This is a genomic window from Pseudomonas sp. PME37.24/025, from assembly GCF_055556615.1.
Window position 1 is genome coordinate 21,357 of sequence record NZ_JBVHNK010000017.1, and the last position, 16,313, is coordinate 37,669.

Here is a 16,313-nt window from a genome sequence, read left to right on the forward strand (position 1 = left end):
AAACTGTCAGTAAACTGCGTTCTATTCCCGAACCACTCTCTCTCAGAGGTTTTGCATGACACTCAGTCCTTTTGCGGGCAAACCGGCACCGGCAGAACTGTTGGTCGACATCCCGCGACTGGTAACGGCCTATTACACCGGCCAGCCCGATGCAGCCATTTCTACCCAGCGTGTCGCCTTCGGCACGTCCGGACACCGAGGTAGCTCGTTCGACCTGAGTTTCAACGAATGGCACGTTCTGGCCATCAGCCAGGCGATTTGCCTGTACCGCGAAGCCCAGGGCATCGACGGTCCGCTGTTCGTCGGGATCGACACCCACGCGCTGTCCACGCCGGCCGGCGCCAGCGCCCTGGAAGTCCTGGCGGCTAACGGCGTGACGGTGATGATCGCCGAAGGCGACGAGTACACGCCGACGCCGGCCATTTCCCATGCGATTCTTTGCTACAACCGTGGGCGCACTTCGGGCCTGGCGGACGGCATCGTCATCACACCGTCTCACAACCCGCCACAAAGCGGTGGCTACAAGTACAACCCTACCAACGGCGGCCCAGCCGATACCCACATCACCAAGTGGATCGAAGCCAAGGCCAACGAGCTGCTGGCGGCCAAACTCGCCGGCGTCAAACGCATCAGCTACGAGCAGGCGCTGAAGGCCAGCACCACTCATCGTCACGATTACCTCAACACCTATGTCGCCGACCTGATCAACGTGATCGACTTCGACGCCATCCGCGATGCGAAGCTGCGTCTGGGTGTCGATCCGCTGGGCGGAGCAGGGGTGCGCTATTGGTCGGCAATTGCCGAACACTATCGCCTGGACCTGGAGGTGGTGAATAAAGAAGTTGATGCAACATTCCGTTTCATGACCGTCGACTGGGACGGGCAGATCCGCATGGACCCATCGTCCAGCCATGCCATGCAAGGTTTGATCGGTCTGAAAGAGCGTTTCGACGTGGCCTTTGCCTGTGACCCGGATCACGACCGCCATGGCATCGTGACCCCGTCCGGCGGTTTGCTGGCACCCAACAACTACCTCGCGGTGTCGATCGATTACCTGTTCCAGAACCGTCCACAGTGGCGCGCCGATGCGGCCGTGGGCAAAACCGTGGTCAGCAGTGGCTTGATCGATCGCGTTGCCAAGCGTCTGGGCCGTCGCCTGTACGAAGTGCCGGTCGGCTTCAAATGGTTTGCTGATGGCCTGTTCGACGGTTCCCTCGGTTTTGGTGGCGAAGAAAGTGCTGGCGCGTCGTTCCTGCGCAAGGACGGCGGTGTCTGGTGCACCGACAAGGACGGCTTGATTCCAGCATTGCTGGCCGCCGAAATGACTGCTCGCACGGGCCGTGACCCAAGCCAGGCCTATCGCGCATTGACCGATGAGCTGGGCGAACCTTTCTCGGTGCGGGTCGATGCCAAGGCAAACCCTGAGCAGAAAGCGCTGCTGAGCAAACTGTCGCCAGACCAGGTCACCTCCACTCAACTGGCGGGCGAAGCGATCCAGAGCATCCTCAGTCATGCACCGGGTAACGACCAGGCCATCGGCGGTCTGAAAGTCATGACCGAGAACGGTTGGTTCGCGGCACGTCCGTCGGGCACTGAGGATATCTACAAGATCTACGCCGAGAGTTTTGTCAGCGACGACCACCTCAAGCAGTTGGTGGCGGAAGCTCAGACACTTGTGGATGGCGCGATTTCTGCGAAGTGATTGAGGTCCCTGTGGCGAGGGAGCTTGCTCCCGCTGGGGCGCGAAGCGGCCCCAAATCGATTGGCGAGGTGTAACAGCTACACCGTGTCGGTTGGATTACGACTGCTTCGCAGCCGGACGGGAGCAAGCTCCCTCGCCACAAATGAAAAATGAAAAAAAGGGGCAACCATCAACGGTCGCCCCTTTTTTTGCCTCGCATTTACCGCCTCAAGCCACATCCACCAACACAATCTCACTGTCCTCAATCGCGGTCACGCGCAACACCTGCTCATCGGCAATTGCGACACCGTCTCGAGCTTGTGCACGCAAGCCATTGACTTCAATGACCCCAGTGGCTGGAACCAGATAAGCACGACGACCGCTGTCCAGGTGATACTCCGCGGATTCACCGGCCTTCAGATTCGCCGCCACCAGACGCGCATCGGCGCGAATATGCAGGCTTTGATCGTCGCCAGCCTTGCCGCTGGCCAGGGTCACGAAACCTTCGCGCTCACCTTTAGGGAACGGCTTGGCACCCCACGACGGTGCCGAACCGGCTTCGTTGGGGATGATCCAGATCTGAAAGATCCGGGTCTCGGTTGTTTCCAGGTTGTACTCACTGTGGGCGATCCCGGTGCCAGCGCTCATGACCTGCACATCACCCGCTTCGGTGCGTCCTTTGTTGCCGAGGTTGTCTTGGTGGGTAATAGCGCCTTCTCGAACGTAGGTGATGATTTCCATGTCGCGGTGCGGGTGTTGCGGGAACCCGGTACCGGGGGCAATCACATCATCGTTCCATACCCGCAGGTTGCCCCAGTTCATGCGTTTGGGGTCGTGGTACTCGGCGAACGAAAAGTGGTGATGGGCATCCAACCAGCCATGGTGTGCGCCGCCCAGCGAATTGAAAGGTCTGAGTTCAAGCATGATCGTCTCCTGAAAAGGTTCGTCATGGGGCAGAACGCCTGAGCCACAGACGAGAACCGGTGGTTGATGGCGAGCATGATCTATCAGTCATTCATCGATAAAAAGCGTAAAAAATGCCTTAATACAATCGAATTAGTTGATATCAAATAACCTCGAAACATTCTCATCCAGCCTTCAATTCATCGCATAAGCCAATGACCTGTAAGCATTTCACTAGAACTCAACGGCAAATGCAGACACCATAGCCCTCAACAGCCTCACACTCTGGAGTCCGTCAGCGTGCCGCAACACACCCCCGATCTTCCCCCCGAACTTCGTCCCTTGGCCGAAATGCCGCTGCTCAAGCGCCTGGCCGCCCGGTTCTTTGGCCACGGCCTTACCCGTCTGCGCGCGCAACACCGTGCATCCTGGCTGCACGGGCAAGCCGACGGTTTTCGCAGCGGCCACAGCGCCGGTGTGGAGTACGGCTATAAGGAAGGCAAACTCGAGGGGCTGGAGGAAGGTCGGCAGGTTCTGTTGATTCGCGACTCGCGCTCAACCGAGCATCGACCGCCCAACGTCGATGACAATCTGTTCGACGATTGGCGTCTGCCATTGAGTGCTGAACTGAAGAAGCGCATGAAGGCTGACGTGGCGCGGCTGCTTCCCGCGCATGCCCAACCGAGCGCCGCCCAATGGAAGATGATTTTCAGCGACACACCCTCGACCTCGGTGATCGCCGGTGCGGGCGCGGGCAAGTCGACTACCCTGGTGCTGCGAATCCTGCTGCTCAGTCATTACCTGGGGTTTGAGTTGAGCTCGATGACCGTGGTGACTTTCACCCGCGAATCGCGCAAGGACTTCATCAACAAGCTGATCGAGCTGTTTGCAGTCTGGGGCCGGGGAATCAGCCTTAAAGAAGCGCGCGATCTGGTGCGCACTTTCCATTCACGCATCCTGCCGATGGTTCGCAGTCTGCCGGGTTTCGAGCGGCTACAAGCCTTCGAAAACCTCAGTCACCGAGTGCAAAGCGGCGACGAGGAGGTCGACAGCAACCCCTTTGACCTGCGCATCAACGACGCCCAGCGCCAGCAACTCAACGCGTGCTATCACAGCCTGCACACTCGCGATGAGCGTTTTCGCGAACTGATCAAACCTTTGTCTCGTCACGCCTTACAGCTCAAGGAGCTGGAGCGTGATCACCCGGACGTACAGAAACGCATGGCGGTGACTGAACTCGCCGCCATGCGCGATGAAGAACTGTGCGACACAATTGAAGACCTATGGTTTCGCGCCGGTGCCTGGCCGATCAAGGGCATCGAGCCGAATCGTCAGACCTTCGATATCAACGGTTCGACCTTTCATTGCCACGGCTACATTCCGACGCTCGACGCCTGGGTGGTGCTGGGTTTCGATCCCCGGGAAAATCCCCAGGTCAGTCGTCCGAATGCCAAGCTTTCAGTGCGCGCAGAATGGGCGGTAAAGCGCACCCTGTTTCAAGCTTTCTGTCGTAAGCCTTTGATATGGCTAGACAGCTATGAGTCTTCAAAACGTGTGTTGGCCTCTCTTGCCGGAGACGCCAGCGCCGGGCCGGGCTTCGATTACAAGGTCAAGGGCGAGCTCGGCTCCGCGCCGTTGCTGGACTGTTTTGTCGCGGCGGCCGGGTTTATTGAAAACCTCGGCCTGGATGTGCCGAACGCCGTGGGCCAGATGAGTTTCGCCAAGGATGACCCGGACCGGTTCTTCTTTGAGGCTCTGAGCCTGTTCTGGCGTGCGCTGGAAGATCATCTGCTGGATCAATCGCCCCCCGTCATGACTTACAACCGGATGTTCGCTTTGTTCAGTGAACATTCGCCGGAAAATCTCAAGCTGCTGAGCGATGAGCTGCTCAGGCCGATGTCGCACTTGATGATTGACGAGTTTCAGGACGTGTCGCCGCAGATCGTTTCGTGGATTCGCGCCAGCCTGGCAGAGATCCGCAGTCGCGGACCGGCCATGCACGTGGGGCGTGGCGCGCAGCGTTCGTCATTGCTGTGTGTCGGTGATGACTGGCAGTCCATCTATGGCTGGCGCGGCAGTTCCCCGACTTATTTCATGGAGTTCAACAAGGAATTCCCGTCGCCGAGCACGACCAAAGTGATGCTCAGCGACAATTACCGCAGCCATCAGCACATCATCGACGCGGCGGAGCATATCGTCCGCGCGGCTCCGGCGATCGCTGGCAAGAAGGCCAAGGCCAGTGGTGAATCCAAGGCACTGCTGCCGGTGAATGTGCTCGATCGGGATGACCAAGGCATGTCCCAGCGCCTGATCGAGCACTACAGAAAAGGCGATTCAATCTTGATGCTTTATCGAAAAAGCAGCGATAAGTCATTGATAGAAGAGCATATTAAGTCTGTAGTTAATGCAGATTCTAGCTTGCCGTATGAGGCTCGACGGCTCAAACAATTGACCTATCACAGCGCCAAGGGCCTGCAGGCTGATGCGGTATTTTTGCTGGGCGATTGCCAGCACCTGACCAGTTCACCCTACAAGAACCAGGTCTATCGCATGGCCGGGCTCGGCAAGGCTGGCGACAGCGAAGCTTACGACAGCGCACAGAAAGACGAGATTCTGCGACTGGCGTACGTGGGCATCACCCGGGCAGTGAGCCATTGCTACTGGTATGTCGATGGCCAGGATACCTCGGCTGCGAATATGCCCAAGGCCTCGGACCGGATCGGCAAGAGCAAGGCGTTCTTCGTTGATCATCGTCAAGGAAAAGTGCCGGCCTGATCCCTGATGCGGTTCACTGAAAGTCTTGAGTCAGAAAAACCTGTGGCGAGGGAGCTTGCTCCCGCTTGAGTGCGCAGCACTCACAACAACCGGCAGTGGTTGCTGGATTTTTGGGGCCGCTACGCGACCCAACGCGAGCAAGCTCGCTCGCCACCGGGACACTACCGACTGGCTGCGAAAAGTTGCGAGGGACGCAATCCCGGCCTAAGGTCCAAGGCGAGGCTTTGCTTGCGACTGGCGCGCAATGATTCGCCGCAGGTCGCTGTCCATCCAGTGCGGATACATGCAGCGAGGTGACGACATGCCGAACGACTCCCGTCCCGCCGTGCTCGAACTGATCGGCAATACACCGCTGGTGCGCGTCAGCCGCTTCGATACCGGCCCGTGCACGCTGTTTCTCAAACTCGAATCGCAGAACCCCGGAGGCTCGATCAAGGATCGCATCGGCCTGGCAATGATCGATGCCGCCGAGCGCGATGGGCGCCTGCGCCCCGGCGGCACCATCGTCGAGGCCACCGCCGGCAACACCGGTCTGGGCCTGGCCCTGGTCGGCCGAGCCAAGGGTTATCGGGTGGTGTTGGTGGTGCCGGACAAGATGTCCACCGAGAAGGTCCTGCACCTCAAGGCGATGGGCGCCGAAGTGCACATCACCCGCTCCGATGTTGGCAAGGGCCATCCCGATTATTACCAGGATGTCGCTGCGCGGTTGGCGCAGGAAATTCCCGACGCCTTCTTCGCCGATCAATTCAACAACCCGGCCAACCCACTGGCCCACGAGTGCAGTACTGCTCCGGAGATCTGGGCGCAGACTCAGCATGATGTGGATGCCATCGTTGTCGGCGTCGGTTCGGCCGGCACGCTGACCGGGCTGACCCGTTTCTTTCAGCGCGTACAACCGAATCTGGAAATGGTGCTAGCCGATCCGGTCGGCTCGGTGATGGCCGAATACAGCCGCAGCGGCACCCTTGGTATGCCCGGTTCCTGGGCGGTGGAGGGCATTGGCGAAGACTTCATTCCGTCGATTGCCGACCTGTCCAGCGTGCGTAAAGCCTATTCGATCAGCGACGAGGAAAGCTTCGATCATGCCCGCCAACTACTGCGCGCCGAAGGCATTCTCGGCGGCTCTTCGACCGGCACATTGCTGGCGGCGGCACTGCGTTATTGTCGCGAACAAACCGAGCCGAAGCGGGTGGTCAGTTTCGTCTGCGATACCGGCACCCGCTACCTGTCGAAGGTTTACAACGACCAGTGGATGAACGATCAAGGGCTGCTTGCGCGCAAGCGTTACGGTGATTTGCGAGACCTGATCGCGCGGCGCTTCGAGGATGGCCGGGTGGTCAGCGTGGGTCCGGACGACACGTTGCTCACCGCGTTCCAACGCATGCGCCTGGCGGATGTGTCGCAACTGCCGGTGCTGGTGGGCGGGCAGCGACTGGTCGGCGTGATCGACGAGTCCGATATCCTGCTTGGCGTGCACGAAGACGCGTCACACTTCCGTAAGCCGGTGAGCAGTGCGATGACCGACAAGCTGGAAATCCTGCCCCCCGGCGCCAGTCTGGCCGAACTGGAGGCGAAGCTCGACCGTGGATTGGTGGCGATGATCGCCGACGACTCGGGTTTCCATGGGCTGATTACCCGCGTCGACATGCTCAATTACCTGCGGAGATCCCTTGCATGAGTCAGCACGATGAAACCGCCAAGCCACGTGCCTTCGCCACCCGTGTGATCCATGCCGGGCAGACGCCGGACCCTTCCACCGGGGCGCTGATGCCGCCGATTTATGCAAACTCCACCTATCTGCAACAGAGCCCGGGTGTGCACAAGGGCTTCGATTACGGGCGTTCGCACAACCCGACGCGTTTTGCGCTGGAGCGTTGCGTGGCGGACCTTGAGGGCGGTACTCGGGCCTTCGCCTTCGCTTCCGGGCTGGCGGCGATCGCCAATGTGCTCGAGCTGCTAGATGCTGGCGCACACATCGTTTCCGGCAATGACTTGTACGGCGGTACATTCCGGCTGTTCGACAAGGTGCGTCAGCGCAGTGCCGGGCATCGTTTCAGCTTCGTCGATCTGACTGACCTGGCGGCCTTCGAAGCGGCGCTTCAGGATGACACGCGGATGGTCTGGGTCGAGACGCCGAGCAATCCTTTGCTGAGCCTCACGGATCTCGCCGCCGTCGCGCGCACCTGTCGCGAGCGAGGCATCATTTGTGTAGCCGACAACACGTTTGCCAGCCCGTGGATACAGCGTCCGCTGGAGTTGGGCTTCGATATCGTGCTGCACTCGACGACCAAGTACCTGAACGGTCACTCCGACGTGATCGGCGGCATCGCGGTGGTCGGGCAGAATGCTGAACTGGCCGAGCGCCTGGGTTTCCTGCAGAACGCGGTGGGGGCTATCGCCGGGCCGTTCGATGCTTTTCTCACGTTGCGCGGGGTGAAGACCCTGGCGCTGCGCATGGAACGCCATTGCAGCAATGCGCTGGAGCTGGCGCAATGGCTGGAGCGTCAGCCGCAGGTGGCGCGCGTCTACTATCCAGGCCTGCCATCACACCCGCAGCACGAGCTGGCGCGGCGGCAGATGCGTGGATTCGGCGGGATGATTTCCCTCGACCTGAATTGTGATCTGGCCGGCGCCAAGCGTTTCCTCGAGAGTGTGCGGATCTTCGCCCTGGCCGAGAGCCTGGGCGGGGTGGAAAGCCTGATCGAGCACCCGGCGATCATGACCCATGCCAGCATTCCCGCCGAAACTCGCGCGCAGCTGGGCATTGGTGATGCACTGGTGCGTTTGTCAGTGGGGGTCGAGGATGTCGAAGACCTGCGTTCCGATCTGGCACAGGCCCTGTTGAAGGTCGATTAAACACTATCCATGTGGGAGCGGGCTTGTGTGGCGAGGGGGCTTGCCTGTGGCGAGGGGGCTTGCCCCCGTTGGGCCGCGCAGCGGCCCAAAAAAAAACCCACCGCGACCCTCCAGGTAAAAACGCATCAACCGGTTTTGCGACTGCTTCGCAGCCGAACGGGGCGATGCGGCGTTCCGACAAGCCCCCTCGCCACAGGCCGCTCCCACAGGTTTTGTGGCGCGCTGGTCGTCAGGCATAACTTCTGAGGGTCTCCGGTGGAATGAACGCCTCCAGCTCATCTTCCACAGCTTCGATGATTCGTTCTACATCCGCCGCATTCATGACCGTTGCGCAAGGAATGCCGGCAATGGCGATCATGGTCTCGCCACTGGCGCGGTCGAACAGCCGGGCAACCATACTGCCCGGTGCATCCATGGTCGCTTCGAAACCCATGGGATGAAAATGCCAGCGCATCAGCTGGCAGGCATTGGGAAAAGTGACTTTGCTGAAAGACCTTTCATTCATGTGTTGCCCACCTTCATCATCGAGCGCTTCCTTTAGCTCATGTTAGGAGGGAAGAGCCTTCAATGGCTCAACCGGTGACTGTCTTTAAAAGTAGCATCCAGATGTGAAAATCATGTGGATTTTTTCAGTCCGTTTAGCGATTGGTTCATTTTTTTTGACGCAGATCACGAGACCCCCTTTTTTGTGGCGAAAGGCCAATATTGGCGAGGTATTCCACGGGGTCATTGAAGCCCCGAGCCTGAACCTCAGTAAGCTCGGTTTTTTTCTCGTCGAGTCCTTTATTCACGCCGATGATGATGGGCCGTTGCAAACCCAGGTCACGGGCGAGACGGTCATGCGTTACCACCTGCAGCTGGAAACACCGGGATCCGGGTCCCGGAAACTGCTGCTACAAACATCTAGCGCACCGCAGACTTGCAGCAGCAGCCGAAGGCGGCATTTGGCTGCGCAGCAGTCACAACAATACCCATCCAATAAAAATAAAGTTGATAGCAATACACTGGCACTTATATTAAAAATCCCTGAAAAATGAGAACTCATCTACAGAAGACAACTTATCTATATTTAATATTTAGATAGCGCATTGTCAGACAATCCGGCTAAAACCTTCAACTACAAACTATATTTCGACAGCGCATGCACTGTTTGCTGGAGTTCGCCGGAACAGATCAATTTGACGTCAAAAAAAATGTAGACGTTTGATTTCGAATTGTGTCAGTTTTTATACGCCTTCATTGGGCGAGTGATAGGACGATCTCGCCAGAGATTGTCGTATCGGACAAAAACTGTTCCATTGCTAAACAAGGAAGTGTGTTTATGTCGAAAGTAAAAGACAACGCTATTGATCTTGCCGAACAGGGCTTTGCGCCATTGCAAGCGCTGGCTGCACCCAGTTCCGCCTACAACCAGATCGATAGTTTCAGCCATCAGTATGATCGGGGTGGCAATCTCACGGTCAATGGCAAACCCTCCTTCTCCGTCGACGAGGCTGCTACCCAGCTGCTGCGTGACGGCGCTGCCTACCAGGATAAGGACGGCAGCGGCAAAATCGAACTCACCTACACGTTCCTGACCTCGGCTTCGTCGAGCACCATGAACAAGCACGGTATCACCGGGTTCAGTCAGTTCAGTGCGCAACAGAAAGCCCAGGCCGCTCTCGCCATGCAATCCTGGGCCGACGTGGCCAATGTCACCTTCACCGAGAAGTCCTCCGGCGGTGACGGTCACATGACTTTCGGTAACTACAGCGGCGGTCAGGATGGCGCGGCAGCGTTCGCCTACCTGCCTGGCACGGGTGCAGGTTATGACGGTACTTCCTGGTACCTGACCAACAGCAGCTACACACCGAACAAGACGCCGGACCTGAACAATTACGGCCGTCAGACCCTGACCCACGAAATCGGTCATACCTTGGGCCTGGCTCACCCTGGCGACTACAACGCCGGTGAAGGTGCGCCGACTTACAATGACGCGACCTACGGCGAAGACACCCGCGGCTACAGCGTCATGAGTTACTGGAGTGAAAGCAATACCGACCAGAATTTCAGCAAGGGCGGTGTGGAAGCCTATGCGTCCGGCCCGCTGATGGACGATATCGCCGCCATCCAGAAACTCTACGGTGCGAACACCACCACCCGTACCGGTGATACCACCTACGGCTTCAACTCCAACGCCGGTCGCGATTTCCTGAGCGCGTCTTCGTCGTCGGACAAAGTCGTGTTCTCGGTCTGGGATGCGGGCGGCAAGGACACCCTGGACTTCTCCGGCTTTACCCAAAACCAGAAAATCAACCTCAATGAGGCCTCGTTCTCCGACGTTGGCGGCATGGTGGGCAACGTGTCCATTGCCAAGGGTGTCACCGTCGAGAACGCGATTGGCGGTTCGGGTAGCGACCTGCTCATCGGTAACGGCGTGTCCAACGAGCTGAAGGGCGGTGCCGGCAACGACATCCTCTTCGGCGCGGGCGGTGCGGACAAACTGTGGGGCGGTTCGGGCTCGGACACCTTTGTGTTCGCGGCCAGCAGCGATTCCAAGCCAGGTGCCGTCGACCAGATCCTCGATTTTGTCAGTGGCCTGGACAAGATCGACCTGACCGGCATCACCAAAGGCGCGGGCCTGCACTTCGTGAATTCGTTCACCGGTGCGGCAGGCGATGCTGTATTAACCACGTCAGGCGGCAACAGCTTGTTGTCGGTGGATTTCTCCGGGCACGGCGTGGCTGACTTCCTGGTCAGCACCGTTGGCCAGGCGGCGTTCTCGGACGTCGTGGCCTGATTCAAGGCAAAAAGGAGGGTGGCGCTTTACGCGCTGCTCTCTGCCCCGATCCAGAGTAAAACGCCCTATGACCCAGAACGCTTTTACCTGCAAAACAACCGCGTGGCTGTTAGCGACGCTGATGATGTTTCTTGGAGAAGTAGCCATGGCAAGCAGTTTGAAATTAGCCGACCCGTCGGAGCTCGCCGGTAAATGGCAAGCCATTTTGAATGCCGCCCAAGACTCGCCCGAGTCCCAGGCGCTGCAGGACAAACCGTCGAATGTCTGCACGATAGAGCTTAAATCGGACCAGACCCTGGGTGAGGGGGCCGATTGCCTCAGTGTCTGGCTGAACAAATCGGCGATGGGCTGGTTCCCGGAGCCGGATGGCATTGCCGTGACCGGTAAAGAAGGCTCAAGAATTGTGTTCTTCAGCCGACAGCATGAGGGGCTTTATAAAAGTACCTTGAAATCGGGGCTGATTATCACGCTCACGCGCGCAGCGCAATAAGCGAAAAGCGTCGGACCGATAGCAGGTGCTGAATATAAAGACCGTTATTGCAGTTATAAGCAGCAGATCAATAACCGGGACTCTTTAAAGTCCATAAAGAGTTGTTATTAATCTGTCAGCGATAACCGGCAAAAGAATGTCTCGACCCATGTGCGGACAGTTAATTGGAACCTCGCAAGTGATGCGAGGCTTAATACCTCAGGAAAAACCAATGAAGATGGCGAAGAGCCCGGCCACCGCACCGTTATTCAAGGCACTGGGCGACTATAAGAGCATCTTGATCAGCGTCGGCTGCTTTACCGCATTGATCAACGTTTTGATGTTGGTCCCGTCGATTTATATGCTTCAAGTCTATGACCGGGTACTGTCTTCGCAAAACGAAACCACCCTGGCGATGTTGTCGTTGATGGTGGTCGGGTTTTTCGCCTTCATCGGTCTGCTGGAGATCGTGCGCAGCTTCATCGTCATCCGTATCGGCAGCCAACTGGAGCGCCGTTTCAATCTGCGGGTGTATCAGGCCGCTTTCGAGCGCAACCTGTTCAAGGGCGAGGGCAACGCGGGGCAATCCCTGGGCGACCTGACCCATATTCGCCAATTCGTCACCGGCCCGGCGCTGTTTGCCTTCTTCGATGCACCGTGGTTTCCGGTCTATCTGTTTGTGATCTTTCTGTTCAACGTCTGGCTCGGCGTATTGGCCACCGCGGGCGCGGTGCTGCTGATCGGGCTGGCCTGCCTCAACGAGGCAATGACCAAAAAGCCCTTGGGCGAAGCCGCAGGGTTTTCCCAGAAATCCAGCCAACTGGCCACCAGTCACCTGCATAACGCCGAAACCATTCAGGCCATGGGCATGCTCGGTGTCTTGCGCAAGCGCTGGTTCCAGGTGCACTCGCGTTTTCTCGGTTTGCAGAATCAGGCCAGCGACACCGGCGCGGTCATCAGTTCCCTGAGCAAAACCCTGCGCCTGTGCCTGCAATCTCTGGTGCTGGGGCTGGGCGCCTTGCTGGTGATCCAGGGTGACATGACCGCCGGGATGATGATCGCAGGTTCCATCCTGATGGGCCGGGTACTGAGCCCCATCGATCAGCTGATCGCCGTGTGGAAACAGTGGAGCGGCGCCAAACTCGCTTACCGTCGTCTCGACGCCTTGCTGCAAGCCTACCCGCCGGTTGACGAGGCCATGGCGCTGCCGGCGCCGAAAGGTCAGATCACGTTCGAACAAGTCAGCGCCGGCCCGCCAGGGCAACGGGCAGCGACGTTGCACATGGTCAATTTCAACCTGGGTGCCGGGGAAGTGTTGGGCGTGCTCGGGGCTTCCGGCTCCGGTAAATCGACCCTGGCCCGGGTGCTGGTCGGCGTATGGCCGACGCTCGGCGGCACGGTGCGCCTCGACGGCGCGGACATTCATCGCTGGAACCGCGACGATCTTGGCCCCTATATCGGTTATCTGCCCCAGGACATCGAGTTGTTCAGCGGCAGCATCGCCGAAAACATCGCCCGATTCCGTGAGGCGGATCCGCAAAAAGTCGTCGAGGCCGCGCAACAGGCCGGGGTTCATGAACTGATCCTGCGCATGCCGCAGGGCTACGACACGGTGCTTGGCGAGGACGGCAGCGGTTTGTCCGGTGGCCAGAAGCAACGTGTGGCGTTGGCTCGCGCGCTGTATGGCAATCCGAGTCTGGTGGTGCTGGATGAGCCGAACTCCAACCTCGACACCGTGGGTGAAGCGGCATTGGCCGGTGCCATCGCGCACATGAAGGCCCGGGGCACCAGCGTGATTCTGGTTACCCATCGCTCTTCAGCCCTGGCCCAGGCCGACAAGTTGCTGGTGCTCAACGAAGGTCGCTTGCAGGCCTTCGGCCCAAGCCAGGAAGTACTCAAGGCACTTGCCGGTAACCAGTCAGGAGCCCAGGAGCAACAACGTGAAAAACCTGCACAAGCACCGGGCGGGCTCAGCATGAGCCGACAGTATCAGCCCACGACAAGGAATTCGGGTGTATGAGCAGCGCACGCATGAACGATGACAGCGAAGCGACCATGGAACACAACTACATCGCCGAGCGCCCTGAGCGCGACGCGCGTTTCTTCGCCCGCATGGGCTGGATTCTGGCGATTGTCGGCGCCGGCAGTTTCTTCACTTGGGCGAGCCTCGCGCCGCTCGATCAAGGCATTCCGGTGCAAGGGACCGTGGTGGTCTCGGGCAAGCGCAAAGCCGTGCAATCGATGAGCAGCGGCGTAGTCAGCCAGATTCTGGTGCGCGAAGGCCAAGTGGTGAAGCAGGGGCAACCGCTGTTTCGCCTCGACCAGACCCAGGTCGCGGCCGACGTGCAATCGCTGCAAGCGCAATACCGCATGGCGTGGGCCAGCCTGGCGCGCTGGCAGAGTGAACGGGACAACCTCAAGCAGGTGAATTTCCCCGCCGTGCTGAGCAACGATCCTGACCCGCGCCTGGCCTTGGTACTCGAAGGCCAACGGCAATTGTTCAGCAGCCGTCGCGAAGCCTTTTCCCGGGAGCAAGCCGCCCTGCGCGCCAACATTGAAGGCGCCAGCGCGCAACTGGCCGGCATGCGCCGCGCGCGTACCGACCTGACGGCCCAGGCCAGTTCCCTGCAACAACAGTTGAGCAATCTTCAGCCCTTGGCGGACAACGGCTACATCCCGCGCAACCGCTTGATGGATTACCAGCGTCAGTTGTCGCAAGTACAGCAACAACTGGCAGAGAACACTGGCGAAAGCGGCCGCGTGGAGCAGGGCATCCTCGAATCCAGGCTCAAGCTGCAACAGCACAGCGAGGAATACCAGAAGGAAGTCCGCAGCCAACTGGCCGACGCGCAACTCAAAAGCGTGACCCTGGAAGAGCAACTGACTTCCGCCGGCTTCGACCTGCAACACAGCGAAATCATCGCCACCGCCGACGGCATCGCCGTCAACCTTGGGGTCCACACCGAAGGCGCGGTGGTGCGTCAGGGCGACACGTTGCTGGAGATCGTCCCGCAAGGTACCCGCCTGGAAGTGGAAGGGCACTTGCCGATCAACCTGATCGACAAGGTCGGCACGCACTTGCCGGTGGACATTCTGTTCACTGCGTTCAACCAGAGCCGTACCCCGCGAGTCCCCGGCGAAGTCAGTCTGATCTCCGCCGACCAGATGGTCGATGAGAAAACCGGTGTGCCGTATTACGTGCTGCGCAGCAGCGTCAGTGACCAGGCCATGGAAAAACTCAACGGTCTGGTGATCAAGCCCGGCATGCCAGCAGAAATGTTCGTGCGTACCGGTGAACGTTCACTCCTCAACTATCTGTTCAAACCGCTGCTCGACCGGGCAGGCTCCGCGTTGACCGAGGAATAAGGATGTTCGGCTGTATGAATAAGTTTTCTTTGCTCGCAGCGACCGTGGCGTTGCTGACGTGCAACAGCACGATGGCCATGGGGCCGTTCGATATCTATGAGCAAGCGTTACGCAATGATCCGGTGTTCCTCGGCGCCATCAAGGAGCGCGATGCAGGCCTTGAAAACCGCGCCATCGGCCGCGCCGGACTGCTACCGAGGCTGGGTTACAACTACAACAAGGGGCGAAACACCTCCAAGGTCACTCAAATTAATAAGGGGAGACCAGACTTCACTGAGGACCGTAACTACAGCAGTTACGGCTCGACCTTGACCCTGCAACAGCCGCTGCTTGATTACGAGGCTTATGCGGCGTATCGCAAAGGCGTGGCGCAATCGCTGTTCGCCGATGAAAACTTTCGTGGCAAGAGCCAGGAACTGCTGGTTCGAGTGCTGGAGAATTACACCAAGGCGCTGTTCGCTCAGGACCAGATCGACATCGCGCGGGCCAAGAAAAAAGCCTTCGAGCAGCAGTTTCAGCAGAACGAGCAGATGTTCCGCCAAGGGGAGGGCACGCGCACCGATATCCTCGAAGCCGAGTCACGTTACGAACTGGCGACCGCCGAGGAAATCGAGGCGCGCGATGAACAGGATGCGGCCCTGCGTGAGCTGGGCGCACTGATTGGCGTGCCGGCCATCGACATTGGCGACCTGACGCCGCTGGATCAGAACTTCCAGACGTTCACCCTGCAACCGGCCAATTACGACACCTGGCACGAGATGGCGGTGGCCAACAACCCGAACCTGGCCTCCCAGCGTCAGGCGGTGGAAGTGGCGCGCTACGAGGTCGAACGCAACCGCGCCGGCCACCTGCCAAAAGTCAGCGCCTACGCCTCGGTACGCCAGAACGAATCGGAAAGCGGCAACACCTACAACCAGCGCTACGACACCAACACCATCGGCATCGAAGTCAACGTGCCGCTGTATGCCGGCGGCGGGGTCTCGGCCTCGACCCGGCAGGCCAGCCGCACCATGGAACAGGCTGAGTACGAGCTGGACGGCAAGACCCGGGAAACCTTGATTCAGCTGCGCCGCCAGTTCAGCGCCTGCCTGTCGGGGGTAAACAAATTGCGGGCTTATCAGAAGGCTTTGGTGTCGGCCGAAGCGCTGGTGGTTTCGACCAAGCAAAGCATTTTGGGTGGTGAACGGGTCAACCTCGATGCGCTGAATGCCGAACAACAACTGTTTACCACCCGCCGGGATCTGGCCCAGGCGCGTTACGACTATTTGATGGCCTGGACCAAATTGCACTACTACGCCGGCACCTTGGGCGAGCAGGATCTGGCCAAGGTGGATGAGGCCTTCGGCCAGGGCCCGAAAGCTCAGTAGCGCATAGAAAACATGGTGGCAAGGGAGCTTGCTGTGGCGAGGGGGCTTGTCGGAACGCCGCATCGCCCCGTTCGGCTGCGAAGCAGTCGTGAGTCCGGCAGATGCGAAATGTCTGTT

The 16,313-nt window shown here is 59.1% G+C and carries 11 protein-coding genes and 1 pseudogene; 10 read left to right on the plus strand and 2 right to left on the minus strand.

Annotated features, from left to right (window positions below):
* Positions 1-55: 55 nt before the first annotated feature.
* Complete coding sequence (pgm, locus tag ACZ3HH_RS26100; protein WP_460146014.1) at positions 56-1,702, plus strand: phosphoglucomutase (alpha-D-glucose-1,6-bisphosphate-dependent); 1,647 nt, start codon at positions 56-58, stop codon at positions 1,700-1,702.
* Positions 1,703-1,909: 207 nt separating this feature from the next.
* On the opposite strand, the gene ACZ3HH_RS26105 is transcribed toward pgm, so the two are convergent.
* The gene (locus ACZ3HH_RS26105; RefSeq protein ID WP_465808967.1) at positions 1,910-2,605 is read right to left on the minus strand and encodes a pirin family protein; all 696 of its coding nucleotides are present in this window, start codon (positions 2,603-2,605) and stop codon (positions 1,910-1,912) included.
* Positions 2,606-2,884: 279 nt separating this feature from the next.
* Between ACZ3HH_RS26105 and ACZ3HH_RS26110 the strand changes: the two genes are divergently transcribed.
* The 3 genes from ACZ3HH_RS26110 to ACZ3HH_RS26120 all read left to right on the plus strand — a co-directional run bounded on the left by ACZ3HH_RS26110 (position 2,885) and on the right by ACZ3HH_RS26120 (position 8,215).
* Positions 2,885-5,359, plus strand: coding sequence for a UvrD-helicase domain-containing protein (locus ACZ3HH_RS26110; RefSeq protein WP_465808969.1), 2,475 nt, complete (start codon positions 2,885-2,887; stop codon positions 5,357-5,359).
* Between the two features lie 301 nt (positions 5,360-5,660).
* Positions 5,661-7,037 carry a pyridoxal-phosphate dependent enzyme gene (locus tag ACZ3HH_RS26115; RefSeq protein ID WP_465808971.1) on the plus strand — a complete coding sequence of 459 codons (1,377 nt, stop codon included), beginning with the start codon at positions 5,661-5,663 and terminating at the stop codon, positions 7,035-7,037.
* Positions 7,034-8,215 (plus strand): cystathionine gamma-synthase, encoded by a 1,182-nt coding sequence (locus ACZ3HH_RS26120; RefSeq protein ID WP_465808974.1) that lies wholly within the window; start codon positions 7,034-7,036, stop codon positions 8,213-8,215. The genes ACZ3HH_RS26115 and ACZ3HH_RS26120 overlap by 4 nt, the downstream gene beginning before the upstream one ends.
* A 229-nt stretch (positions 8,216-8,444) precedes the next feature.
* On the opposite strand, the gene ACZ3HH_RS26125 is transcribed toward ACZ3HH_RS26120, so the two are convergent.
* Positions 8,445-8,720 carry a DUF1652 domain-containing protein gene (locus ACZ3HH_RS26125; RefSeq protein WP_465808977.1) on the minus strand — a complete coding sequence of 92 codons (276 nt, stop codon included), beginning with the start codon at positions 8,718-8,720 and terminating at the stop codon, positions 8,445-8,447.
* Between the two features lie 280 nt (positions 8,721-9,000).
* On the opposite strand from ACZ3HH_RS26125, the pseudogene ACZ3HH_RS26130 reads away from it, so the two are divergent.
* The 6 genes and pseudogenes from ACZ3HH_RS26130 to ACZ3HH_RS26155 form a co-directional block, all read left to right on the plus strand.
* Positions 9,001-9,088 (plus strand): annotated as a pseudogene (locus ACZ3HH_RS26130) (DUF4440 domain-containing protein); the annotation flags it as partial.
* Between the two features lie 448 nt (positions 9,089-9,536).
* On the plus strand, positions 9,537-10,994 hold the full coding sequence (locus ACZ3HH_RS26135; RefSeq protein ID WP_465808979.1) for a serralysin family metalloprotease: 1,458 nt from the start codon (positions 9,537-9,539) through the stop codon (positions 10,992-10,994).
* A 67-nt stretch (positions 10,995-11,061) separates the two neighbouring features.
* Positions 11,062-11,484 carry an AprI/Inh family metalloprotease inhibitor gene (locus ACZ3HH_RS26140; RefSeq protein WP_465808981.1) on the plus strand — a complete coding sequence of 141 codons (423 nt, stop codon included), beginning with the start codon at positions 11,062-11,064 and terminating at the stop codon, positions 11,482-11,484.
* Between the two features lie 211 nt (positions 11,485-11,695).
* Entirely contained in the window at positions 11,696-13,483 is a 1,788-nt protein-coding gene (locus ACZ3HH_RS26145) for a type I secretion system permease/ATPase (protein WP_465808982.1), read from the plus strand.
* The gene (locus ACZ3HH_RS26150; protein WP_465808984.1) at positions 13,480-14,829 is read left to right on the plus strand and encodes an HlyD family type I secretion periplasmic adaptor subunit; all 1,350 of its coding nucleotides are present in this window, start codon (positions 13,480-13,482) and stop codon (positions 14,827-14,829) included. The genes ACZ3HH_RS26145 and ACZ3HH_RS26150 overlap by 4 nt, the downstream gene beginning before the upstream one ends.
* A gap of 2 nt (positions 14,830-14,831) precedes the next feature.
* Positions 14,832-16,196, plus strand: coding sequence for a TolC family outer membrane protein (locus tag ACZ3HH_RS26155; protein ID WP_465808986.1), 1,365 nt, complete (start codon positions 14,832-14,834; stop codon positions 16,194-16,196).
* Positions 16,197-16,313: the final 117 nt, after the last annotated feature.

Coding starts and splice junctions, on each gene's coding strand:
- ACZ3HH_RS26140 (WP_465808981.1), top strand. CDS start 11,062: ATGACCCAGAACGCTTTTACCTGCAAAACAACCGCGTGGCTGTTAGCG.
- ACZ3HH_RS26125 (WP_465808977.1), bottom strand. CDS start 8,720: ATGAATGAAAGGTCTTTCAGCAAAGTCACTTTTCCCAATGCCTGCCAG.
- ACZ3HH_RS26155 (WP_465808986.1), top strand. CDS start 14,832: ATGTTCGGCTGTATGAATAAGTTTTCTTTGCTCGCAGCGACCGTGGCG.
- ACZ3HH_RS26145 (WP_465808982.1), top strand. CDS start 11,696: ATGAAGATGGCGAAGAGCCCGGCCACCGCACCGTTATTCAAGGCACTG.
- ACZ3HH_RS26105 (WP_465808967.1), bottom strand. CDS start 2,605: ATGCTTGAACTCAGACCTTTCAATTCGCTGGGCGGCGCACACCATGGC.
- ACZ3HH_RS26115 (WP_465808971.1), top strand. CDS start 5,661: ATGCCGAACGACTCCCGTCCCGCCGTGCTCGAACTGATCGGCAATACA.
- ACZ3HH_RS26120 (WP_465808974.1), top strand. CDS start 7,034: ATGAGTCAGCACGATGAAACCGCCAAGCCACGTGCCTTCGCCACCCGT.
- ACZ3HH_RS26135 (WP_465808979.1), top strand. CDS start 9,537: ATGTCGAAAGTAAAAGACAACGCTATTGATCTTGCCGAACAGGGCTTT.
- pgm (WP_460146014.1), top strand. CDS start 56: ATGACACTCAGTCCTTTTGCGGGCAAACCGGCACCGGCAGAACTGTTG.
- ACZ3HH_RS26150 (WP_465808984.1), top strand. CDS start 13,480: ATGAGCAGCGCACGCATGAACGATGACAGCGAAGCGACCATGGAACAC.